This is a genomic window from Gottfriedia sp. NPDC058432, from assembly GCF_042721555.1.
Lineage (GTDB): Bacteria > Bacillota > Bacilli > Bacillales > Bacillaceae_G > Gottfriedia.
The window spans coordinates 22,673-44,789 of sequence record NZ_JBHXLC010000032.1 but is presented as its reverse complement, the minus strand read 5'-3'; the positions used below and the strand labels follow the sequence as shown (position 1 = coordinate 44,789).

The 22,117-nt window shown below is 34.8% G+C and carries 18 protein-coding genes and 2 tRNA genes; all 20 read right to left on the bottom strand.

All coding sequences use genetic code 11. The annotated features are described in order from the left end of the window. Positions 1 to 135: 135 nt before the first annotated feature. Positions 136 to 1,056, bottom strand: a complete 921-nt coding sequence (gene cysK, locus ACFWM3_RS22380; protein WP_056474424.1) for a cysteine synthase A — start codon at positions 1,054 to 1,056, stop codon at positions 136 to 138. Between the two features lie 154 nt (positions 1,057 to 1,210). Further along, positions 1,211 to 2,086 carry an Hsp33 family molecular chaperone HslO gene (gene hslO / locus ACFWM3_RS22375; RefSeq protein WP_056474429.1) on the bottom strand — a complete coding sequence of 292 codons (876 nt, stop codon included), beginning with the start codon at positions 2,084 to 2,086 and terminating at the stop codon, positions 1,211 to 1,213. 13 nt (positions 2,087 to 2,099) lie between these two features. After that, positions 2,100 to 2,864, bottom strand: coding sequence for a type III pantothenate kinase (locus tag ACFWM3_RS22370; protein WP_056474433.1), 765 nt, complete (start codon positions 2,862 to 2,864; stop codon positions 2,100 to 2,102). 246 nt (positions 2,865 to 3,110) lie between these two features. Beyond that, positions 3,111 to 5,027 (bottom strand): ATP-dependent zinc metalloprotease FtsH, encoded by a 1,917-nt coding sequence (ftsH, locus tag ACFWM3_RS22365; protein ID WP_056474435.1) that lies wholly within the window; start codon positions 5,025 to 5,027, stop codon positions 3,111 to 3,113. An 81-nt stretch (positions 5,028 to 5,108) separates the two neighbouring features. Further along, positions 5,109 to 5,648, bottom strand: coding sequence for a hypoxanthine phosphoribosyltransferase (hpt, locus tag ACFWM3_RS22360; RefSeq protein WP_056474436.1), 540 nt, complete (start codon positions 5,646 to 5,648; stop codon positions 5,109 to 5,111). Between the two features lie 9 nt (positions 5,649 to 5,657). Further along, positions 5,658 to 7,046 carry a tRNA lysidine(34) synthetase TilS gene (tilS, locus tag ACFWM3_RS22355; protein WP_390312971.1) on the bottom strand — a complete coding sequence of 463 codons (1,389 nt, stop codon included), beginning with the start codon at positions 7,044 to 7,046 and terminating at the stop codon, positions 5,658 to 5,660. 71 nt (positions 7,047 to 7,117) lie between these two features. Then, positions 7,118 to 8,242, bottom strand: coding sequence for a protein kinase domain-containing protein (locus ACFWM3_RS22350; protein WP_390312970.1), 1,125 nt, complete (start codon positions 8,240 to 8,242; stop codon positions 7,118 to 7,120). Next, positions 8,211 to 8,945 carry a VWA domain-containing protein gene (locus tag ACFWM3_RS22345; protein ID WP_056474441.1) on the bottom strand — a complete coding sequence of 245 codons (735 nt, stop codon included), beginning with the start codon at positions 8,943 to 8,945 and terminating at the stop codon, positions 8,211 to 8,213. Before ACFWM3_RS22345 ends, ACFWM3_RS22350 begins: the two co-directional genes overlap by 32 nt. Before the next feature lie 79 nt (positions 8,946 to 9,024). Next, positions 9,025 to 11,499, bottom strand: coding sequence for a stage II sporulation protein E (spoIIE, locus tag ACFWM3_RS22340; protein ID WP_056474443.1), 2,475 nt, complete (start codon positions 11,497 to 11,499; stop codon positions 9,025 to 9,027). Positions 11,500 to 11,834: 335 nt separating this feature from the next. Then, a tRNA-Glu gene (locus tag ACFWM3_RS22335) sits at positions 11,835 to 11,906 on the bottom strand. Between the two features lie 11 nt (positions 11,907 to 11,917). Further along, positions 11,918 to 11,994: transfer RNA gene (locus ACFWM3_RS22330), tRNA-Met, on the bottom strand. A 154-nt stretch (positions 11,995 to 12,148) separates the two neighbouring features. After that, the gene (locus ACFWM3_RS22325; protein ID WP_056474447.1) at positions 12,149 to 12,619 is read right to left on the bottom strand and encodes a S1 domain-containing RNA-binding protein; all 471 of its coding nucleotides are present in this window, start codon (positions 12,617 to 12,619) and stop codon (positions 12,149 to 12,151) included. Between the two features lie 85 nt (positions 12,620 to 12,704). Then, positions 12,705 to 13,082 (bottom strand): FtsB family cell division protein, encoded by a 378-nt coding sequence (locus tag ACFWM3_RS22320; protein WP_056474450.1) that lies wholly within the window; start codon positions 13,080 to 13,082, stop codon positions 12,705 to 12,707. Beyond that, positions 13,083 to 13,694, bottom strand: a complete 612-nt coding sequence (gene yabQ / locus ACFWM3_RS22315) for a spore cortex biosynthesis protein YabQ (protein WP_390312969.1) — start codon at positions 13,692 to 13,694, stop codon at positions 13,083 to 13,085. It lies immediately after the preceding gene. Next, positions 13,691 to 13,996 carry a sporulation protein YabP gene (yabP, locus tag ACFWM3_RS22310; RefSeq protein ID WP_056474457.1) on the bottom strand — a complete coding sequence of 102 codons (306 nt, stop codon included), beginning with the start codon at positions 13,994 to 13,996 and terminating at the stop codon, positions 13,691 to 13,693. The genes yabQ and yabP overlap by 4 nt, the downstream gene beginning before the upstream one ends. Before the next feature lie 90 nt (positions 13,997 to 14,086). Continuing rightward, entirely contained in the window at positions 14,087 to 14,356 is a 270-nt protein-coding gene (locus ACFWM3_RS22305; RefSeq protein WP_056474461.1) for an RNA-binding S4 domain-containing protein, read from the bottom strand. Between the two features lie 34 nt (positions 14,357 to 14,390). After that, positions 14,391 to 15,845, bottom strand: coding sequence for a bifunctional methyltransferase/pyrophosphohydrolase YabN (gene yabN, locus ACFWM3_RS22300; protein ID WP_390312968.1), 1,455 nt, complete (start codon positions 15,843 to 15,845; stop codon positions 14,391 to 14,393). Between the two features lie 18 nt (positions 15,846 to 15,863). Next, positions 15,864 to 17,453: a putative polysaccharide biosynthesis protein gene (locus tag ACFWM3_RS22295; RefSeq protein ID WP_390312967.1), complete on the bottom strand. Its 1,590-nt coding sequence runs from the start codon at positions 17,451 to 17,453 to the stop codon at positions 15,864 to 15,866. Positions 17,454 to 17,676: 223 nt separating this feature from the next. After that, complete coding sequence (gene spoVT / locus ACFWM3_RS22290) at positions 17,677 to 18,213, bottom strand: stage V sporulation protein T (protein WP_056474471.1); 537 nt, start codon at positions 18,211 to 18,213, stop codon at positions 17,677 to 17,679. A gap of 231 nt (positions 18,214 to 18,444) precedes the next feature. Then, positions 18,445 to 21,975, bottom strand: coding sequence for a transcription-repair coupling factor (gene mfd, locus ACFWM3_RS22285; protein ID WP_056474473.1), 3,531 nt, complete (start codon positions 21,973 to 21,975; stop codon positions 18,445 to 18,447). Between the last annotated feature and the right edge of the window lie 142 nt (positions 21,976 to 22,117).

Below are 22,117 nucleotides of genomic sequence, written 5' to 3'. Positions count from 1 at the left end.
CCCCTCTGATAGCGCTTCTTTTTTCATTTTACACAAAAAGTTAGAAGTATACATCAAAGCATTTTATGGAAAAACAAAAAAACCTTTGCAGCTTGCAAAGGTTTTTTTAAATTCATCATTTCATCCATCAAAAAATTACTCAAATTGGAATAATGCTGTACTTAAATAACGCTCTCCATTACTTGGAATAATCGCAAGTACTTTTTTACCTTTTCCAAGTTTTTTTGCAACTTGTAACGCAGCACTAATTGCAGCTCCAGAAGAGATACCTACAAGTAAACCTTCTTCTTTTGCTACTCTTCTAGCCGTCTCCATTGCATCGTCATTTTTGATTTGAACGATTTCATCATAAACATCCGTGTTCAATGTTCCAGGTATAAATCCTGCTCCAATACCTTGAATTTTATGTGGACCTGGTTTACCACCTGATAAAACTGGAGAGTCTTCAGGTTCAACTGCAACAATATTAATTCCAGGGTAAGCTTCTTTTAACACAGCTCCAGCACCAGAGATTGTTCCTCCTGTACCTACTCCTGAGATAAATGCATCAAGTTGGTCTCCCATTTGTTCAACAATTTCAGGACCAGTTGTTAAACGATGTACTTCGGGATTTGCATTATTATTAAACTGTTGTGGAACGAAATATCCATTTTCTTTTGCTAATTCATCTGCTTTACGAATTGCTCCTCCCATTCCTTCAGGGCCTGGAGTTAGAACTAATTCTGCACCATATGCACGTAATAAGTTTCGTCTCTCAATACTCATTGTTTCTGGCATTACTAGAATTGACTTATAGCCTTTAGCAGCTGCTACCATTGCTAATCCAATACCGGTATTCCCACTAGTTGGTTCAATAATTGTATCACCTGGTTTTATTAAACCTTTTTTCTCCGAATCCTCAATCATCGCAAGAGCAATACGGTCTTTAACACTGCTACCAGGATTCATAAACTCTAGTTTTAAGTAAATATCCGCGCTGTCCTCGTCTACTAATCTGTTAAGTTTTACAATTGGAGTTCTACCGATTAATTCGTAAACTGAATTTGCAACTTTCATTTCATCCACTCCTAATTCCTAGTATATTGACCTGTTTAATATACATTATGTAAAAACCAAAAGAATCTGTCAATTACTTTCTCCTATACATAACTTGTATGAAATTCATAATAAATTATGAAAAGAAAGGTCGACAAATTCCTTCAATTTTCACCTACAATTTGCTAATTAATTCTTCTAATTGTTCTCCAGAAAAATGATAAGGCTCATTACAGAAATGACACGTTACTTCTGCTTTTCCATCTTCTTCTAATATTAATTGTAATTCTTCTTTACCGATACTTAAAAGAGCCCCTTCAATTCTCTCTCTTGAGCATTGACATTGGAATTTTACATCCATCGTTTCTAAAATTTTAACTTCTTCTTTCCCTAACACTTCATATAGAATTTCTTCTGGTGTAAGTCCTTCTTCAATCATTTTGGAAACAGGTTTAATCGTTTTTAAACGGTTTTCAATCTTCGTAATACATTCGTCACTAGCGCCAGGTAAGATCTGAATAATAAATCCTCCGCTTGCTAAAATCGAATGATCCGGGTTAACTAATACGCCGACACCTACAGATGAAGGTGTTTGTTCAGATACAGCAAAATAGTAAGTAAAGTCTTCACCAAGTTCACCTGACACGATTGGTACTGAGCCAGTGAATGGTTCTCTCATCCCAATATCTTTAACAACTGAGATTGTCCCTACAGTACCAACAGCTTTAGCTACATCTATCTTTCCATGTTTGTTAAGCTCAGTTTGCACATGCGGATTCTGTACATATCCTCGTACTTCACCTTTTGCATTACTATCGACTAAAATATGACCAATTGGACCATTACCTTCAACTTTTAAAGTTAACTTTTCTTCACCTTTTAACATAGCGCCCATCATTGTAGCAGCTGTTAGTGTACGACCTAATGCAGCAGAAGCATTTGACCAAGTATCATGACGTTCTTGAGCTTCTTTTACAATATTTGTTGATCTAACACTATATGCACGGACTTCGCCGTTAAAAGCTAATGCTTTTACTAAATAATCTTTCATGTTGTACCCCTTTTTATGAATTTCGTTTATAAATTAAATGTAGACCTTTTAATGTTAAATATGGATCCATGACATCAATGATATCTGATTCCTTAGATATTAATGATGCAAGTCCGCCTGTTGCTATAACAGTAGGTTCTACCTTTGCTTGAGCTTTCATTCGTTTTACAATACCTTCAACTTGACCTACATAACCATATAGGATTCCAACTTGCATTGCTTCTACAGTTGTACGACCGACAATATTAGAAGGTCTTGAAAGCTCAATACGAGGCAGTTTTGAAGCCTTTGTATATAGTGCCTCTGTTGAAATATTGATACCTGGTGCAATAGCTCCACCGATGTAATTTTTATTTTCATCTATATAACAATATGTAGTAGCCGTTCCAAAATCTACAATAATCAGCGGACTTCCGTATTGTGCAATTCCAGCAACTGCATTAACAATTCGGTCTGCGCCTACTTCTTTCGGATTATCATATTTTATGTTTAAACCTGTTTTTATACCAGGTCCAACGATTAGTGGCTTTTGTTTAAAGTATTTTGTTGCCATTCTTTCCAAAGAGAACATAATCGGTGGGACAACTGATGAAATAATAACTGCATGAAACTCATCAAACCCAATGCCCGCGTATTCAAGTAATGATCCTATGACCATACCGTACTCATCTTCTGTTTTATAACGATTCGTCTCAATTCTCCAATGATGTATTAACTCGTCTTCTTGGTAAACACCTAAAACAGTATTTGTATTTCCTACATCGATGACAAATAACATATAATCCACCGTCTCTCCATTTCAAAAATAAAACTTTTATTTTATATTTTTAGTTTCAAGTACAATTTTTAATCACTATAAAAATAATGATAACACAAGTTGATAGTAGTTTAAAAATAGATGCTTTCTGCTGTGGGCATGGGATCGTATTCGCGTCATTAAACCGATTTCCTCCATGTCCTTGGCCTATTTGACTTTTCACCAATAAACAAAAGAAAGAGTGTCTAGAAAGACACTCTCAATTTTTTATTCAGTGATTTTAGGCTCAGTTGGTTCATCATTCTTTTTAGAAATGTTAACTTTAATCTCATCATTTGAAGTTGGAGCTGTAGGAAGTGTACCTTGTTCCCAAAGACTCTTAATTCCTTTTGCATCTAAAGTTTCCACTTCTAATAATGTGTTAGCAAGCAAGTCTAATTTATCGCGATGCGTCTTAATAATATCAGTTGCTTTTGCATAACACTCTTTAATGATTGTTTGAATCTCAACATCGATTTCATAAGCAATTTTATCACTATAATTTTGTTCATTATTAAAGTCTCTACCAAGGAATACATTTCCTCCTTGAGATTGACCAAACTGTAATGGACCTAGTTTATCGCTCATACCGAACTCAGTAACCATACGACGAGCAATACCTGTTGCACGTTGGAAGTCATTATGAGCTCCTGTACTTACTTCACCAAATACCACTTCTTCAGCAACACGTCCACCAAGTAGACCTGTAATTTTATCAAGTAATTCTGGTTTTGTCATAAAGTAACGATCTTCTTTTGGAAGCATTACTGCATAACCACCAGCTTGACCACGAGGTACAATTGTTACTTTATGAACCATTTCAGCTTCATCTAACACTTGGCCAATAACCGTATGTCCAGCTTCGTGGAACGCAACAATTTTTCGCTCTTTTTCAGATATAACTTTATTTTTCTTAGCAGGTCCCGCAATTACACGGTCAGTTGCTTCGTCAATATCAAGCATATCGATTTTCTTTTTATCACGACGAGCCGCAACTAATGCCGCTTCGTTTAATAAATTCTCTAAATCTGCACCAGAGAATCCAGGAGTTCTTTGAGCAATAGCTTTTAAGTCTACATCTGGAGCTAATGGTTTATTTCTTGAGTGAACTTTTAATACCGCTTCACGTCCTATTACATCTGGACGATCTACTGTAATCTGTCTGTCAAATCGACCTGGACGTAATAACGCTGGGTCAAGAACATCTGCACGGTTTGTTGCTGCGATGATGATAATACCTTCGTTAGCACCGAAACCATCCATTTCAACAAGTAACTGGTTTAATGTTTGTTCACGCTCATCGTGACCTCCACCTAATCCAGCACCACGTTGACGACCTACAGCATCAATCTCATCTATAAATATGATACAAGGAGCGTTTTTCTTCGCGTTTTCAAATAAATCACGAACACGAGAAGCACCAACCCCTACAAACATTTCAACGAAATCGGAACCACTGATTGAGAAGAATGGAACTCCAGCTTCTCCTGCAACTGCTCTCGCTAATAATGTTTTACCTGTTCCTGGAGGTCCTACTAATAGTACCCCTTTAGGAATTCTTGCACCTAATTCAGAAAATTTACGAGGATCTTTCAAGAACTCTACTACCTCAACAAGTTCTTGTTTCTCTTCATCTGCACCTGCAACATCTTTAAATCGTACTTTCTTTTTCTCGTCATTATATAGACGAGCTTTGCTCTTCCCAAAGTTCATAACACGGCTTCCGCCACCTTGTGCATTATTCATTAGGAAGAAGAAAAGAATGAAAATAATTACAAATGGAATGAGTGAAGTGAAAATTTGCACCCATGCACTTGTTGTTTCAGCTGGATTCCAATTAGCCTTTATTTTATAGTCAGCAACTGCTTTGTTAACTATTTTTGTCGTTTCATCACTAATTGGTACTTGAGTTTGGAAAGATTCGCCTTTTTTTACATCTGTAAAATGACCTCTTACTATGTACACTCCATTTTTAGGTTGGATAGATGTTAAACTGCTAACATCACCTTTTTGTAACTTAGTATAAAATGTATCGTAACTTACTTTCTTAACTTGAGATTCTGGCCCATTGAAATATGTAACAACACCAATCACAACTAAGAAGATTAATATGTAAAAGACTGTATTACGGAAAATTCGATTCAATTCCAAACCTCCTCTCTTTCAATTTAATTACTTTATATAGTAGCATAGTTATACCATGTAAACAAACGAATAAAACTTGACTTATTTCGTGTAAACTTCAGGCTTTAAAACGCCAACATATGGCAGATTTCGATAACGTTCAATATAATCTAAACCATATCCTACTACGAAAGCATCTGGTACTTCGAAACCAACTAAATCAGCCTGGATATCTGCTTTACGTCCGCTTGGCTTATCTAATAAAGTAACAATTTTAACTGTATTAGCTTTGCGATGTTTAAATAGTTCAACTAAATAATTTAAAGTTAGACCACTATCAATAATATCTTCTAGAATGATTACATCTCTTCCTTCTACAGAAGTATTTAAATCTTTCACAATTTTTACTTCACCAGAAGAAACTGTACTATGTCCATAACTAGAAACATCCATAAAATCAATTTCGATATATGTATCAATATGCTTGATAAGGTCAGACATGAACGGAAGAGCTCCTTTTAAAACACCCACTACTAGTGGAAAGCGGTCTTTGTACTCTTCAGTTAGTACTGCACCTAATTCTACTACTTTTTGTTGAATTGCCTCTTCACTTACTAATACTTGTTGAATATCTTGTTTCATCTTTTCCTCCTAGAAACTCTTAGAAACCACCTGTATTGCAATGAGTGACTCATCTGTCGAAAAATTTCTTTCAAATGCAGATTTCTTTACGAAAGGTACCCATAATATATTATTTTGACTATCCGTAATTATTGGCCATTCATCACGTAATGATTGTTTCATTTTTTCATCAATAAATATATCTTTTAACTTTTTTGACCCATTCATACCCTTTAATGACATTCGATCACCATTCTTTCGATTCCGAACAACGAGTGGAAAAGAAACATCCTTGACAGAACAAATAAACATGGCGTTTTTTGGTTCAAAACATTGATTGTTTAATTCAACTTTTATTGAAAAACCATTTGGTAGTTCGTATACGCCAGGCTCATTAATAGAAATAGTATAATCCTTCACATTCATTCGTTCGAATGTAAAGGTGCATTCATTATATGAGCGTGTAACAAAAAGTCCTTCAGGCAAATGTTGCTCCCAAGTGGATTTTTCATTTCGTAATAAAGTCAGAATTGAATTAAGATGCCCGTGTGTCAAGCCTTTAGGGATATATAGGTAGACATAATCTAATATTAGTTGAATACATCTTCTTTGTAAAGATATAGGCATATTTAAAAACTGTTCAACATCAATAGTGACTGCTTGCTTTTCTTTATTTTTTATAACTGTATTCATTGCGTCTTCAGTTAATTCCATTAAATATAGTTCATCTTCCAATTGCTGTCGACTAAACTGCTGGAATCTTTTTTGTGCAGTTGGATTTTCTTCAAAAATAAAAGGTAAAATATGATGTCTAAATCGATTTCTTGTGTAAACATCTTTATCATTACTTGGATCTTTTCGAGGGATAATACTTTGTTCACGACAATATGTAGTTAAAGCTTGTTTTCTTAAATCTAAAAATGGACGAATAATTTCGCCTGTACTAAAAGATCTCTTTTCCCTAATGCCAGCGTAACCGACCTGCGAGCTACCTCTTACTAATCGCATCAAAATCGTTTCAACTTGGTCTTCTCCATGATGCCCTAACGCTAAATAATTAGCTTCATATTTCTTCATCGTTTCATCAAAAAAATGATATCGACATTCTCTTGCCGCCAATTGACTACTTAATCCCGTTTCCTCGATATACTGATTCACATTTATGCTCTTACCTTCAAATTGAACGTTATTTTGGAGGCACCAATTCTTAACATATTCCAAATCATCTAAAGATTCTTGTCCTCTAAACATATGATCTACATGTGCGATAATAATCGAAAACTCATATTCCTCTCTGATTGATAAAAAAGAGTGAGCTAACGCCATTGAGTCTGGACCGCCAGAAACACCGATCACAATTACACTATTTCTGCTAATATTGTTTTGTTTAATAAATTCCTTTAATTGATTAATTACCATTTACCTATACTCCTAATGAAAGTAAAATTCATATCTATATGTTACCATTCACACACTTGGAGTACTATAATTTACAACTGATAATAAAAATATAATGCATAGGCCAAGCCCATTAACAAAAGAATGGTCGATGTTTCAAACCAGTGTATTCTTTTTTTCTTTTGCTTCACTTGGACATTGTTCCCTGCTCTTGTTTGTGTTGATTGGTTAGGTGTTTGATTCTGACTATTTGAATTTCTAGATTGATTTGTAGTTTGACTATGTTTTTTTGATTTTGTTGTTTGAGCAGTTTGATGTTGTTTTTTTGATTGCCTCGTTTGATTCATCGAATTAGTTTGTGCTGTAGTAGTTTGAGCCTGTTTACTTTTATTCCTCTTTGTAGCATTTATCTTTTGTTCATACATTAATAGAGCCTGTTTCATAGCACTTGCACTAACATACTCCCCTTTTAATCCCCTCATTAGAAATTCTTTATATGGATTAAGGGTTTGTGTTTGAGCTATTACTTGTTCAATTTGTTTTATTCCTTGCCCATTTTTTAAAAACTGCTTTTTACAATGTAAATGGATAAAAATCATCGTAACAGCAAATAAGTCATAGGAAACTTCTGCTTTTCTAGAACCTAAGCCCCAATAACCACGATCAAAGAACTCCGTAAACTCTTTAACTGCACGTCCAATTTGCGTAACTCCTCCAAAATCAATCCACTGGATTTTATTTGGTTCTTTCGTAACTAGTAGATTATCTGTTTTTAAATCACCGAAAATAAAGCCTTTATGGTGCAATTTATCTAACAATGATAAAACTTGTATGATAAAAATACTACTCCATTCCATACCGTTTCTTTCGATAAATTTTGGTAAACTTACACCATTTACGTACTCCATTACATAGTAATAGCAGCATTCATTTGTTCCTGGATTTATATAGTCATCTACATCGATAAAAGAAGGCCCTAGGAATGAATCCTGGACCTGTGTGATTTTTTTTAAAACATTTACTTCGTTCGTGATATTAGTAGATTCTTTACTCAGCTTAATCGCAACTTCTCCAGTTTGTCCAGAAGCTAGATAAACTGTACCGTTTGCGCCATTTCCAAGTAAACTCTTAATTTCGTATTTGTTTTTATTCCACTTACCAGTAATGAGAGTTCCAGGCGCTAAATTAATCTGCCCATTCAATTGATTGTTCATCATCACCATTATTACCTCTATTATAGTTTTGTTCGTTAAAATAGTTTAAAGCCTCACGTATTGCAGGACCAGTTGGTGTCATACCACCCATCGTTAGCTTAGGAAAAATCGTGTTTAGCTTTTCTAATTTAGGTGTCCAATCTAGTAATTTGTCTACATCGTCTTGTTTCCCAGGAAATATAAATAATGAGTAGGCATTTTCTCCTGTTCTTGAGTTTAAACTAATTTGTAAATCAAATAATGATTCCTTAACAGTTTCTAGTTTGTCTTTCATACTAGCACTCGTATCTACTAAAATAATAACTTCTAAACCTACAGTTTCGCCGATCTCCTCTACAACCTCATATACCTCTTCTCGCTTTGAAGGAGGAAGTGATTCCATTGAATTGCTATCGCCTAAAATTTGCTTTAATTCTTTATTAACAAATCCTTGAATTGTTTGTGTCATCGCTTTTCTAGTAACCATTTGGACAGTTTGAGAAAGTTGCTTTGTGTAAACGACTTGGCTAATCCCTCCACCTGCTCTAGCAATTTCCTCGATTTCTTTTAAACCGTCGCCACTTTGTACATTTTCATCTAAAATTCCAATTACATTTACTGTAATACCGTATTCTTGAGCCAAACTTGAAACAGCTAACGGATCTTCACCATGGTTTGAATAACCATCAGTTATTAATAGAATTTGTTTTAATTTTCCTTTATACATACAAAATCCCCTCCGCGTAAAAGTTGTTACCATTTTGTCCAATTACGGGAGGGGATAAACCTTTATTTAATTTATTTTACTAAGCCATTGCGCTATATGATGAGATAGATGACCACTCTGGCAAGTTTCGTTTAACGACAGCAACCACAACTGTCATATCATCATTAATATCACCTGTATTCGAACGAATTACTTCCTCCAGTAACAATTCTGCTACTGATTGTGGATCATCAGTTTCAAATTCACTTATTTTACGTTTCATCCACATTTCGTAATTTTCAACATGTTTCGGACCTTCAAAAATACCATCACTCATCATAATTAATAAGTCTCCAGCTTTTAACTGCTCACTTACGACTTCTACGTCAAATTCATCAATGATCCCGATTGGTAGATTACTACCTTCAATTTTAATAACTTGCTTTCCTCGTTTAACAAAGCTTGGCGATGAACCAATTTTCAAGAATTTTGCTGAAGCATCGTGTAAATCAACCATCGCTAAATCCAATGTAGCAAAGACCTCTTCAGTAGTACGTAAAGATAGAATCGAATTAATCGATTTAATAGCGACTGTTTCTTCAATACCTGAATTTAATATTTTTTGAAGTAGTTTTAATGTCTCATTACTTTCAATATGAGCTCGCTCTCCATTCCCCATTCCATCACTAATTGCAATAGCGTGCTTTCCTGCTCCAACGTCCATTATTTTAAATGCATCACCCGATATAAAGCCTCCACCTTTAGCTGCCGTCGCAACCCCAGTTTCAATAACAAATGCCTTATCTGATCCAAATGTAACTAAGTAATTACCTCCATTTGGTATTGTCGCTGCCTCTTCTTTTAATACGACAATCGTCTCTTTTAAAATATCTGATAGAATCGGCGCAATTAGTTTTTGGCACTCACCATATTCGTTCTCAAACGGAATTAAGATATCTATATCAATATTACCTTGCTCTAAGTTATAAATTTCTACTTGGCTAACATCAATTCCAAAGTTTAATAAAGCTTGTAGGATTTGGTCTTCCTGTAATTGATGATTTTCTTTTTCTCGTTGAATCTCTTTTGCAAAATCGACCATTACTTTTGAAACCCCGCGCAATTGCTCTGCCACTAATCTTCTACTTTCTTGAACTTGTTTTTTAAGTCTTTGATTTGCACGGAAGTAGAAAACCTCTTGCTTCATTAAATCTGCCATTTTTGAAGAACGTTGGCAATATTTTTCCCACTCTCTCATAAATTGGCCATTCTTAATAAGCTGGTCCTTTTCAACTAATTGCATCATATTTTCCATGTATTGATATGTCCGGTCACCGTTGTTTGACCAGCAATGATCCTTTTTCATACAGCTATTACAGCACTTATTTGAAATACTGCAAATGAAAAGCTCTTCATCAGTTAATTCATCTTCAATATGCGCAAACTGACTAGGCTGTGAGAAGCTTGCCGATAACGCTTCAAACACATTAGAGAATTGAGTAATTCGATTCGCCGTCAAATCTCTTATTTTACGTAAGTACTGCTGTTGGTCAGTAGAGTGTTCCTCTGTCCCAGGTACTAGTTTAGCTAATTGTTTTAGCAGGAAATTCGGCGTCAATAAGAATAAGACAATCGCAATCACTGATTCAATGATGGAAAAGATAATATCAGACTGTTTCTCTGCATAAAAGCTGATTAGGCATGTCCCAATTAATAGTCCAGCTGCCGCACCCAATCTTTTACCCTCTTTTAGTAGGCCACCAAGTAATCCAGAGAATGCTAATAAGCTCATTTGGTATAAACTTGAAACACTTGCTAGACTTAATATAAGACCCGTTACAACCCCTACTGTACAACCGACCGTTCCCCCAGCTACGAAGGCAAATAGTAAGACAATATATCTAGTAACAATATGCTGAATAGATAAGTCTTGAATATACCAATCAGTTGTCCCCGTCACAACCGAAGCTAAAAGAATAACTAAACATACGATTTCTTCAACACCTAAAAGCTGTTTTCTTTTAGGAATCGCAAGTAGAGGTACACTTTGGAAAAAGATCATCGTTAAAATAAAACTTAATCCCGCTTCAACTGAAGCCATTAATACATCGTACATTAGAACTTCTTGTTGGAAAGCATATGCAATTAGTAGATGACTAATGAATACGGATAAAAATACTTGAAAAGGTACAAGACCTATATAATGTCGTTTAACTCTAGCAAAGAAAATATTGAGGATAAAAAATAAGATAATTGTGGCAAATGCATAACTAACCGTTTCAATCGATACAGTTAATGAACCGATCATAAGAGCAACGAAGGCTATTCCTGTACGCTCACGTTTCATCATATAAACTGAGGCAAAAAACGGTAATACAAACGGGAGAATATGTGATAGTATCAACGCTCGTCCTAATAAAAATCCCGTTAAAAAGATTAGTAGCCCAAAATCAAAGAATGCTCTCTCTAATTTGGATTTAATTGATTTAGAAGATTGCCGAAATACTGATTGAATACCATTAGTAGGGACTAAGCTCGCTGTAGAATTAGAAGACCCTCTTTGCAGTTTCGTCATATTTCCACCTCATCCGATTTGGTTTATTGAACATATTTTAACTTGTCCAATTGAAGGAATATGTCAAAATGACAAAGGCAAATAAAAGTTTTCTTCGACGGAAAAAGCTTTTACGTACAACTGTTTTACAAAATATGAGTAAAGCTTGCAGCATAATTTCTCTAATAGGGTAAAAGAAACGCAATTATTAAATTTTATGTCAATCGAAATTCAGAATAAAGAGAGAAAGTTTGGAATGAAGTATGTGATTAAGAGAAGGAGGACACGTATGTTCCTGGAAAAGAAAAAAAAACGCTTAGCCTCTCTTATAGAGACCAAACGTTTTTGTTGTTGTATGACCCGTACGGGATTCGAACCCGTGTTACCGCCGTGAAAGGGCGGTGTCTTAACCGCTTGACCAACGGGCCGTTAAAGGGAATGGTAGCGGCGGAGGGAGTCGAACCCACGACCTCACGGGTATGAACCGTACGCTCTAGCCAGCTGAGCTACACCGCCATAATCTTTAAACGACAAGATTTATAATATCATGGTACTAATTACCCGTCAACAGTTTTTTCAAATGTTATTTTATTATTTTTTTCATACAAAAACGCACCCATTAAAGAGTGCGTGTTCTATATACCTATTTATGTCCTGACAAGGTAGGAAATTAGCCTCGACGAGCTCCACGGCCACCACGTTTAGATTCTGTGTTGCGTTTTAAAGAAGCTAGACGATCTTCACTGTCTTTTAAAAATTTACTCATTTTTTGATCAAATGTTTCTTTAACCGGACGTTGATCCGAACGGTTTTGATTTTTACCACGGTTTCCACCACCGCCGCCTCCATATGAAGGTCTGCTTTGACGAGGTCTTTGCTCACGCTCTCCCTCTTTTACTGGTGGACGTTCTTTCGCTTTTTTGATTGAAAGACCGATTTTACCGTCTTTTTCAACATTGATTACTTTTACTTCTACTTCATCGCCAACTTTTAAATGTTCGTTAATATCTTTAACATAGTTGTCAGCTACTTCACTAATGTGAACAAGTCCAGTTACTCCTTCTGGTAACTCTACAAAAGCACCAAAATTTGTAATCCCTGTAACTTTCCCACTAACTTTGCTGCCTACCTCAATTGACATAAAAAAAATGCTCCTCCTTAAAAATGTTTAACTGGATTTACTATATTATATAAAATTATAAAAACAAGTGTCAATGAAACGATAATTACTTGATATTGGGAAAAATTATTTCTCCCTTTTTAGAAAAAAATAAGTTTTTTCTAGCTAACTCAATAATATATTGATCATCGTTCAATTGGTCAATCATGCGTTTTGAATCCTCAACCTTACTCTTTGTTCTCTTTAAATCCACCTTTGCTAGTTTTAATTGTTTTACTTTAGATGAATACACATGTTGTTGTGTTACATAATGAGATTGTAATAAAAAAAATAGGGGGACAGTTAAAAAGCAAAATAATGAAATGCGCACTAAAAACTTTTTAAAACTCCTTCTCCTAGGCTTAACACCTTGTTCTTCAACTAAAGTAATATTTTGTTTATCTTGAACTTGACTAGTTAAATCCAACTTTCTCGCATGTTCCACCTATTTCTTCCTCCTATCTAAAAGGTCCTTTACTTTTTTAATAGTAGTAAGGAAGATATTCTTGAATTTTCCGAAAACTCCTTTAAATTGTATTAAATAGTTTTTGACTCGTTTTGGCACAAAAAACCAACATACTCTGCCGAAAAACAAAAGAATTGATAGTAGAACGTTGTAAACTAAACGGATTAGTCGAATAAGGAGTCCATAAATAAACAAAAGAATTACAATTATTACCTGAATAATCCACTTTATAGGTTTTACAATAAATATTACGATTAACTTTACTATAACGCGATAAATGCCAATAACCAACTGAATAATAAATTCTAATATCTTTTTATAAATAGTTCGAAATAGACTTTGATATGCCGCATAACCACATAGTAAAGCTAATAGTAAATAAAACCTGAGTGCACCTTCATTAACTAAGTATAATACATAAAAAACTAGTAGAGCCTGAAAAACCCAAAATAAAATATCAGTTGCAAATACAATCAATCGATTACGAGTACCTCGATATAAAAAACGATGGTATGTATCTAGTGCCATACCAAGATAAGCACCCATACCGACCATCGCTATCATTGAGTAGAACTGAACGTTTAAGCTCATTTAAATAGCTTGCTAAAGATTCCTTTAGCTTTCCCCGAATTGTATTCGTCAATATAACAAAGTTCATTAATCTTTCCCTTTATTGCTACATGACCTTTTTCTACATCGAGGTTTTTCATTTGTAAATTATGACCTTTAATATGCAAAAATCCTAATGCTGTTTCTAATAGAAACTCTTCACTATCAAAGCTCTCAACTTGTTTTACTCCAGTAATTTCAAGATATCTTCTACTTTTTAACGATAAATCCTGCTCGATTATTTGGCTTGTATTTTTCGCATTTAACTCATACGGATTATTCATACTAGTCCCTCCATTTACATAAACTGTACCACTTGTAAATCGATTCCTAATACAGTGTTATTTGTAAAAGTATATGAAGGGACAACTTTTTTAGAACAAGCTATCTGACAGTTTTTCCTCACTTATGATCGTATACATTGCATCTGCTTCTTCTTTTCGAACAGTCTCTTTAAGTAAATTAATTTTTGCAGTAACAATTTTCTGTCCAAAACGAATTTTTAATTCATCATTTACTTTGACTTCTGTAGATGCTTTTGCAACTGTTCCGTTGATCGTTATTCTGCCTTGATCAGCTACTTCTTTTGCAAGTGTACGACGCTTAATAATTCTCGATACTTTTAAAAATTTATCAAGTCTCATAATTTATTCTCCTCAATTCTCATTCATTTAGACATTATTCATATTTTTTAGCTTCATTCCATATCTCATCCATTTCTTCAAGAGATACATCAGAAAATGCCTTATTTATTTCACGAAGTCTTGATTCAATATATTGAAAACGTTTTGTAAATTTCATATTTGTTTTTAAAATCGCTTCTTCAGGATTTACATCAATAAAACGTGCTAAATTAACAATACTAAATAATAGATCACCAAGTTCCGCTTCAACTTTAGACTGATCTTTCAATTTGATGGCATCAAGAACTTCAGTTAACTCTTCATTAACTTTATCTACAACCGGCGGTAGTTCCTTCCAGTCAAACCCTACTTTCGCAGCTTTACTTTGAAGCTTCTCTGCTTTTAATAATCCTGACAGATCCTTTGGTATACCTGAAAGAACGGATTCAACGACGTGTCCCTTTTCAGCTTGTTTTAATTCTTGCCAATTTTTTAATACGTCTTCCTCACCATTCACATGAACCGTTGAAAATACATGCGGGTGACGATAGATTAGCTTGCTTACTAATCCTTGAATTACATCTTGAATTGAGAAGTAACCTTCATCTTCTCCAATTTGAGCATGTAACATGACTTGAAGTAATACATCTCCAAGTTCTTCAATAATATGATCATCATCTTCTTCATCGATTGCTTCAAGAAGCTCGTATGCCTCTTCTAGTAAGTACTTCTTTAATGATTCATGGGTTTGCTTTTGATCCCACGGGCAACCATTAGGTCCTCTTAAAGTAGCTATGACAGAGCGAAGCGTTTCAAATTGATGATATAGATCCTCTTCATTTTTAACTGGAGGAACATAAACACTTGTCAAATTATTAATTGATGTATCACGATCTAACTCAAACAATGGTACTCTTCTTATTTGCTCAGTTGCACTACCCGCTGCAGTAACAATTACGACTTCATAATCATCGGGAAGCTGCTCCATTAGCTTTAATTTCGCATGTGAGGCAGTCATTTGATCATAAACCTGGCAGATGATCAAATGCTGTCTAAACGTAATCGATTCCGACTCTAAATCCGTTGCATCAACAAACTGGAATCCTTCAATTGGATCAATCTTCAAACTAGTAAACATTGCATCTAAAAAGCTTTGTCCGCCTTTGATGTCTAGCTGGATTTTTCCTTTATCTGCAAGCTCTATTAATAGCTGAACAGTTTTTTCTGCTACAAGAGGATGTCCTGGCACAGCATATGTAATTGCCCCTTCTTCAGAAGCTTTCACCAATAGATGAACAATTTCTTGATATACCTCTTCGAAGCGATCATGTTTTTCATAAATTTCATCGAATGATTGGAACGTTAATCCTTCTCTTTCTAATTCACTTATAACAGGGTGGTCTTTTGTACGTAAATATAGATTGTCAGTTTTTTGTAACACTTTATAGATACCAAACGGAAGCTGATTAAGGTCACCTGCACCTAAACCTAAAACTGTAATCTTGTTCATTTTGATCCTCCTGTTCTTTTAAGAAAGCCATTTCTGTAGTTTTTCGCTTTTAACGATTGAGCTTAGCTCTTCTACTGTAAATAACTTAATTTTTATTAATACAACCGCAAATGCGATCGCACCTACAACCGCTGAAGATAGCGCCTCAACTAACATCCTTAAACGAAGCGGATTAATAAACATTGCATATTTTTCATAAACGTATTCATAACCATATACACAACCATACATAAAGGCTAAAGATACTAGTAATTTCACAATAAACTTAAAGTCAAAAAATGTAACTTTTGACAATTTATATATATAAGCTAAGTTCAAAATCGTAACAATGATTAAAGCAGATACCGTTGAATATGCTGCTCCTTTCGATCCGATTTGCTCCATTAAAATAACATTTCCAATAAATTTAACACATCCTCCAGCAATTACATTTAAAGCTGGAATTAAACTTTTACCTAACCCTTGTGCAATTGAAGATGTCGTAATCGATACGCCAGCAAAGAAGATCGATATACATAAAACAGTTAGGACATCCGTTCCTAAATCATTTCGATAAAGCATGATATTCGTCGGATGGATAATTGAAATTAACCCAATTGTTGCCGCTGCTCCTACTACAATACTTACTCGGATGGCACCTGATATTCGAGTATTAATAGAATGATGTTCTTTACGAACCAATTCACTAGATAAGTACGGAATTAGGGCCAGTGAAAATGATGAAGCAATGACAGAGCCTAATTGAATTAGTGGAAATCCACGGTCATAAATACCCTTTACTAGCTTAGCACCTTCAACATGGTAACCATATTGTACTAATAACGGATAAAAAGAGAGTGAATCAATAAACTGAATGAATACAAGTACTAAACTACTTAAGCTTAGTAAGATTCCTTGATATAAAATTGTTTTTAATTCTAAGCGATAGGTTTTAAGCAAACCAAATGATGGTATCGTTAAACCAGAGCCCCGAAAAGAAACCCAATAAAAGAAGTACAGTATCGCTGCTATACTACCAAGTATCGAACCTGAAACGGCCCCTGCACCTACAATATAAAGATTGTCGGTCGTTTGCATTAAATAAAGTGACAGCACTAAAATCGTAATAACTCGAATTAATTGCTCAATCACCTGACTGACTGAAGTAGGTCCCATATCCCCTAATCCTTGATAATATCCTCGAAATGCTGAAGTTATTGGGACAAATAAAAAGCCAACACTAACAACACGAATTAACATCGCTAGATGATCATCACGCATAAACTTCGCTATACTATTACTTCCTATGTATAAAGTAAAGAAACACAATATACCAATGACTAACAACATCATAAATGTTGCATAAACCAAATCTTTAGCACCTTTATCATCTTTTTTCGCCAATCTTTCAGCAACATAAGATGATAAAACTAAAGGAAAGCCATATGTAGAAAAAGCTAAAGCAATTGCGTAGACAGGATATACTTGTTGGTAAATATAGTAACCTAAATCGCCGGCAATATTTTGATAAGGAATTTTATAAAACGCACTTAGTACTTTCGATAATAATGATGCTATTGTTATGAACAAAGCCCCTTGTAGGGCTGCTTTTTGCTTAGCTTTTTGCAAAAGGATAACAACTCCTTTGTTAGACGGTTCACCCTTTAATGTATTACATTATTAGGGCTTATGTAAAGAGTTGCCAAAAGAAAAAACCTCTCTTTTCCAAATTTAGCAAGTAATGGTGTTTTTATTAAATGTACATCCAGTAGTTTATGCCAAAGGGTAAAACGAAAAAACAAAGACCAGTTAAGGTAATATTCCTTTACTGGCCCATGTACTTCATATATGATTATTGCTCCATTTGTCTAGCCAAGAAGTTAGTAGCAGTATCGATTGCTTTCTTTTCAACTTCAGAAATTGTTTTATCTTTTGAAAAGATAACAACAGCTCCAATTGGATCCCCGCTTGCGATGACTGCTCCTACTGCATAGGATTGATATTTTTCAATAACACTTTCGATAAATGAAGCTTCCCCAGGCTCGCCAACTACTTTTGAGTTACGCTCTGCCATAGTTTTTTCGATGATATCACCAATGTTTTTGTTTAAGTATTCTTTTTTGGAAGCCCCCGCAACTGCTACGACTGAATCTCGGTCACTTATAATGACTGTATGTCCAAGTGTGTCGTAAAGTGCATCAGCGTACTCCTTCGCAAAATCACTTAATTCACTAATTGGTGAATATTTCTTTAAAATGACTTCTCCATCTCGGTCCACAAATATTTCTAATGGATCACCTTCACGAATCCGTAAAGTTCTCCTAATTTCTTTTGGTATTACTACTCGACCTAAATCGTCAATTCGACGAACAATACCTGTTGCTTTCATACTTGTAAAGCGCCTCCTCACTTACTTGCATGTCTACGTTGATGAAAGATACCCGAGTGACAATGAGGTAAGGTCACCCTTAATTAATGATAGTATCCTACACAACGAAAGTTCTATACAAAATAAGTGAGATTTTTTAACACCTTTACTAAAAATATAGTACTGTAAGCACTTTTTGGTAACTTTTAATGACTTTATCACCAAAATAAAGAAGCCATTCGTACTACTTTCTTATGCATTTACACTCTCTTTTTTCACGTTCTTTAATCCATTAATTAAACCTTCTAGCGTTGTAAGCCAGTCAGCTGGATTTTTTCCTTTTACGTCTAGCGTTACTTTTAATTTCGATCCATCCATTCCTAGGCCAATGCCTCTTCCGAATGAATTACATAATTGGAATAACTTTCCACCATCAATATTAGTACTTGCCTTCTCAGAGAAATAAACACTTACTTCTGATTTAACTTGTTTAATAAGCTCAATCTGCTCTGCAATCGCTAAAAGTTTAATATGAGCAACTTGACATAGATAGCCTACTTCTACCGGGAAATCACCAAAACGATCCATTAATTCATCTTGTAAATCATTTAACTCTTCAAACGTTTCAACACGTCTAAATTGCTTGTACATCTCAATTTTTTGCTTACTATCTTGAATATACGTATCAGGTAAATAAGCATCAACTTCAATGTCAATTTCAATTGAAATGATATCTTCTTTCTTAACTCCTCTACGCTGTTCGATTGCATCTTTTAACATTTGAGAATATAAATCGAAACCAACCGAATCGATAAATCCGTGTTGTTGTGCTCCAAGTAGATTTCCTGCACCTCGTATTGATAAGTCACGCATAGCAATTTTGAAACCTGAACCTAGTTCTGTAAATTCTTTAATTGCTTGCAGACGCTTCTCGGCAACCTCAGTCAGTACTTTATCCTGTTTATATGTGAAATAAGCATACGCTACTCTATTCGAACGTCCTACACGTCCTCTTAATTGATAAAGTGTTGATAATCCCATTCGATCTGCATCATATACAATCAATGTATTAACATTTGGAATATCCACGCCCGTTTCGATAATCGTCGTGCTTACTAATACGTCGTATTGGCCATCTAAAAAGGCATACATAACTGATTCTAATTCGCCTTCATTCATTCGACCATGTGCTACAGCTACTTTTGCATCTGGTACAAGCATCGAAATCTGTTCAGCCATACGTTCAATATCTTCTACCCGATTGTATAAGAAATATATTTGTCCATCTCGGGCAAGCTCTCTTTCAATCGCTTCTCTCGCTAATGCAGCATTATATTCAACTACATATGTTTGAACCGGAAAACGATTTTCTGGTGGCGTTTCAATAACTGATAAATCTCTTACTCCTAGCATTGACATATGCAATGTACGAGGAATCGGAGTTGCAGTTAACGTTAAAACATCTATATTTGCTTTTAGTTGCTTTATTTTTTCTTTATGAGATACACCAAATCTTTGCTCTTCATCAATAATTAAAAGTCCTAAATCTTTATATAAAATATCCTTCGATAATAGGCGATGTGTTCCAACTACTATATCGACAGAGCCCTCTTTTAGGCCTTTCATCGTTTCAAGCTGCTGTTTACGAGATCGGAAACGATTTAACACACCGATATTAATTGGGTGATCTTGAAACCTTTCCCTTAATGTTTCGAAATGCTGCTGTGCCAAAATTGTAGTAGGAACTAAAATAGCAACTTGCTTACCTTCCACAATTGCTTTAAAAGCAGCTCGAATAGCTACTTCAGTTTTTCCGTATCCTACGTCACCACAAAGCAGTCGATCCATTGGACGTTCTCTTTCCATATCCTTTTTAATTTCATGAATTGATCTAAGTTGATCGTCAGTTTCCTGATAAGGAAATGAAGATTCAAATTCTTGTTGTTCCAAGCCATCAGGTGAAAAAGCGTAGCCTTTTGATGCTTCTCGTTCTGCATAAAGCTTAATTAAGTCATCAGCTATATCCTGAACGGAGCCTTCAACTTTCTTCTTAACCTTTTTCCAATCAGTTCCACCAAGCTTATAAATCTTCGGCTCTTTACCTTCAGATCCAACATACTTTTGAACTTGATCAATTTGTTCAATTGGTACGAATAACTTGTCGTCGCCATGATATCGAATATGTAAATAATCTTTATGAATACCATTAATCTCTAATGTTTCAATTCCCAAAAACTTACCAATACCATGATTTACATGAACAACATAATCTCCAACTTTTAATTCTGAGTAATTTTTTATTCGTTCAGCATTTGATAACTTTGTATTGATTCTTTTTTTCTTCTTAGCTTTTTTCGTGAATAGCTCACGCTCTGTTATTAGAACGAATTTTTCTAAAGGAAGTTCGAATCCAGAACGAAGATCACCTTTCATGATGTATACTTCACCATTTTTGATTTGTTCAAGAGAAGAAATAATTTTACCTTCAATTTTGTAATCTTCTAATATATTTTCAATTTTATTTGTTCTTTCGTCACTTTCGCCGAGCATAACGATTGTATATTTATTTTTCTTCCAACGGTCTAATTCATTTTTTAACAAGCTCATTTGACCATGAAACTCTTGCATCGATTTACATTGAATCGAAACTACCTGTTCTGGATGCGTATGAGGTACTCTTCTTGGAAAAAGACTCGTATGAATTTGTTGACGCTTTCTCGAATGTAGTAATTCAAAAAAGTCATGTGAAAAACTTACTCCATGTAACGCATTTCCTTCAGCTAGTAAGGAAGTATACCACTCTGCTTCATCCTTTTTAAGCTGCTCTACGATTTCATGGACCCTCGAAATCTCATCAATAACGACAACAGTTTCCTTAGGAACGTAATCTAGTAAACTAAATTGGTTTTCATAGATTAGACCAAAATATTTATATATTTGATCAATCAATTGCCCTTGCTTTAATTGCTCAAGATCATAAGTTACCTTTTCAACCAATAACTCTTTTACTTGTTGGTCACTTATTTTTGATAGGGTTTCTTTAAAAGCTTGTTCGATTCGTTGAACTCCTAATTGCAAATCAGTCTTGGAAATAATTCTTTCCGTCGCTGGGCCAATTTGGACACTCTCATACTTTGTAATAGATCTTTGGGAATCAGGAGAAAACGAACGGATCGAATCGATTTCTGTATCAAAGAGTTCAATTCGAATAGGATCTTCATACGTTAATGGATAAATATCAAGAATTCCTCCGCGTACGCTAAATTCTCCTTTACTTTCGACCATCCCAACGCGTTCATAGCCCATTTGGACAAACTTTGAAACCAAATTCGATAAGTCGATATCTTCACCAATTTCAAAATTGATCTGGTAGCTAGACCATAATTCTGGAGATGGCAAATAGCCAATTAATCCCGATACAGGTGTAACCACTACCGACGGTTTTTTTGACATCAAACTGTTTAACGCAATTAATCTTTGTGATCTAAGCTCTGGACTTGATACTGCAATCTCTGAAGCAATCAGTTCATTTGCAGGATATAAAAATACTTTGTCTTCCCCAACTACTGATTTTAGATCTTCCGATACTTTTTGAGCTTGGAGAAGATTATTTGTCACGATTAACTGCGTTTGTCCAGTTTCTTTAAAAACAGCTCCAGAAAGCAATGTTTTCGCAGACCCCGTTAAGTTTGTAACTAATTGTTCTCTTAACCCATTTTTTAGGCCGTTTATTATTTTCTTAATATCTTTATACTGGTTAAATTGTTCAATTAAACCAATCACGAAGTCAATCTCCCCTAACAGTCAATCTAAGTAACAATAATCTTAGTTGAAGTTTATATTTATAGTTTTTTAGTAATTTGCTCCATTTTAAGTGGCATTTGTATAGATAAACGCACTCCATCTTAACGGAGTCTAGAAAAAA

Coding starts and splice junctions, on each gene's coding strand:
- cysK (WP_056474424.1), bottom strand. CDS start 1,056: ATGAAAGTTGCAAATTCAGTTTACGAATTAATCGGTAGAACTCCAATT.
- ACFWM3_RS22305 (WP_056474461.1), bottom strand. CDS start 14,356: ATGAGACTTGATAAATTTTTAAAAGTATCGAGAATTATTAAGCGTCGT.
- yabN (WP_390312968.1), bottom strand. CDS start 15,845: ATGAACAAGATTACAGTTTTAGGTTTAGGTGCAGGTGACCTTAATCAG.
- hpt (WP_056474436.1), bottom strand. CDS start 5,648: ATGAAACAAGATATTCAACAAGTATTAGTAAGTGAAGAGGCAATTCAA.
- ACFWM3_RS22350 (WP_390312970.1), bottom strand. CDS start 8,242: ATGATGAACAATCAATTGAATGGGCAGATTAATTTAGCGCCTGGAACT.
- tilS (WP_390312971.1), bottom strand. CDS start 7,046: ATGGTAATTAATCAATTAAAGGAATTTATTAAACAAAACAATATTAGC.
- hslO (WP_056474429.1), bottom strand. CDS start 2,086: ATGAAAGATTATTTAGTAAAAGCATTAGCTTTTAACGGCGAAGTCCGT.
- yabQ (WP_390312969.1), bottom strand. CDS start 13,694: ATGAGCTTAAACGTTCAGTTCTACTCAATGATAGCGATGGTCGGTATG.
- spoIIE (WP_056474443.1), bottom strand. CDS start 11,499: ATGACGAAACTGCAAAGAGGGTCTTCTAATTCTACAGCGAGCTTAGTC.
- ACFWM3_RS22345 (WP_056474441.1), bottom strand. CDS start 8,945: ATGTATAAAGGAAAATTAAAACAAATTCTATTAATAACTGATGGTTAT.
- ACFWM3_RS22370 (WP_056474433.1), bottom strand. CDS start 2,864: ATGTTATTTGTCATCGATGTAGGAAATACAAATACTGTTTTAGGTGTT.
- yabP (WP_056474457.1), bottom strand. CDS start 13,996: ATGAATAATCCGTATGAGTTAAATGCGAAAAATACAAGCCAAATAATC.
- spoVT (WP_056474471.1), bottom strand. CDS start 18,213: ATGAAAGCAACAGGTATTGTTCGTCGAATTGACGATTTAGGTCGAGTA.
- ACFWM3_RS22325 (WP_056474447.1), bottom strand. CDS start 12,619: ATGTCAATTGAGGTAGGCAGCAAAGTTAGTGGGAAAGTTACAGGGATT.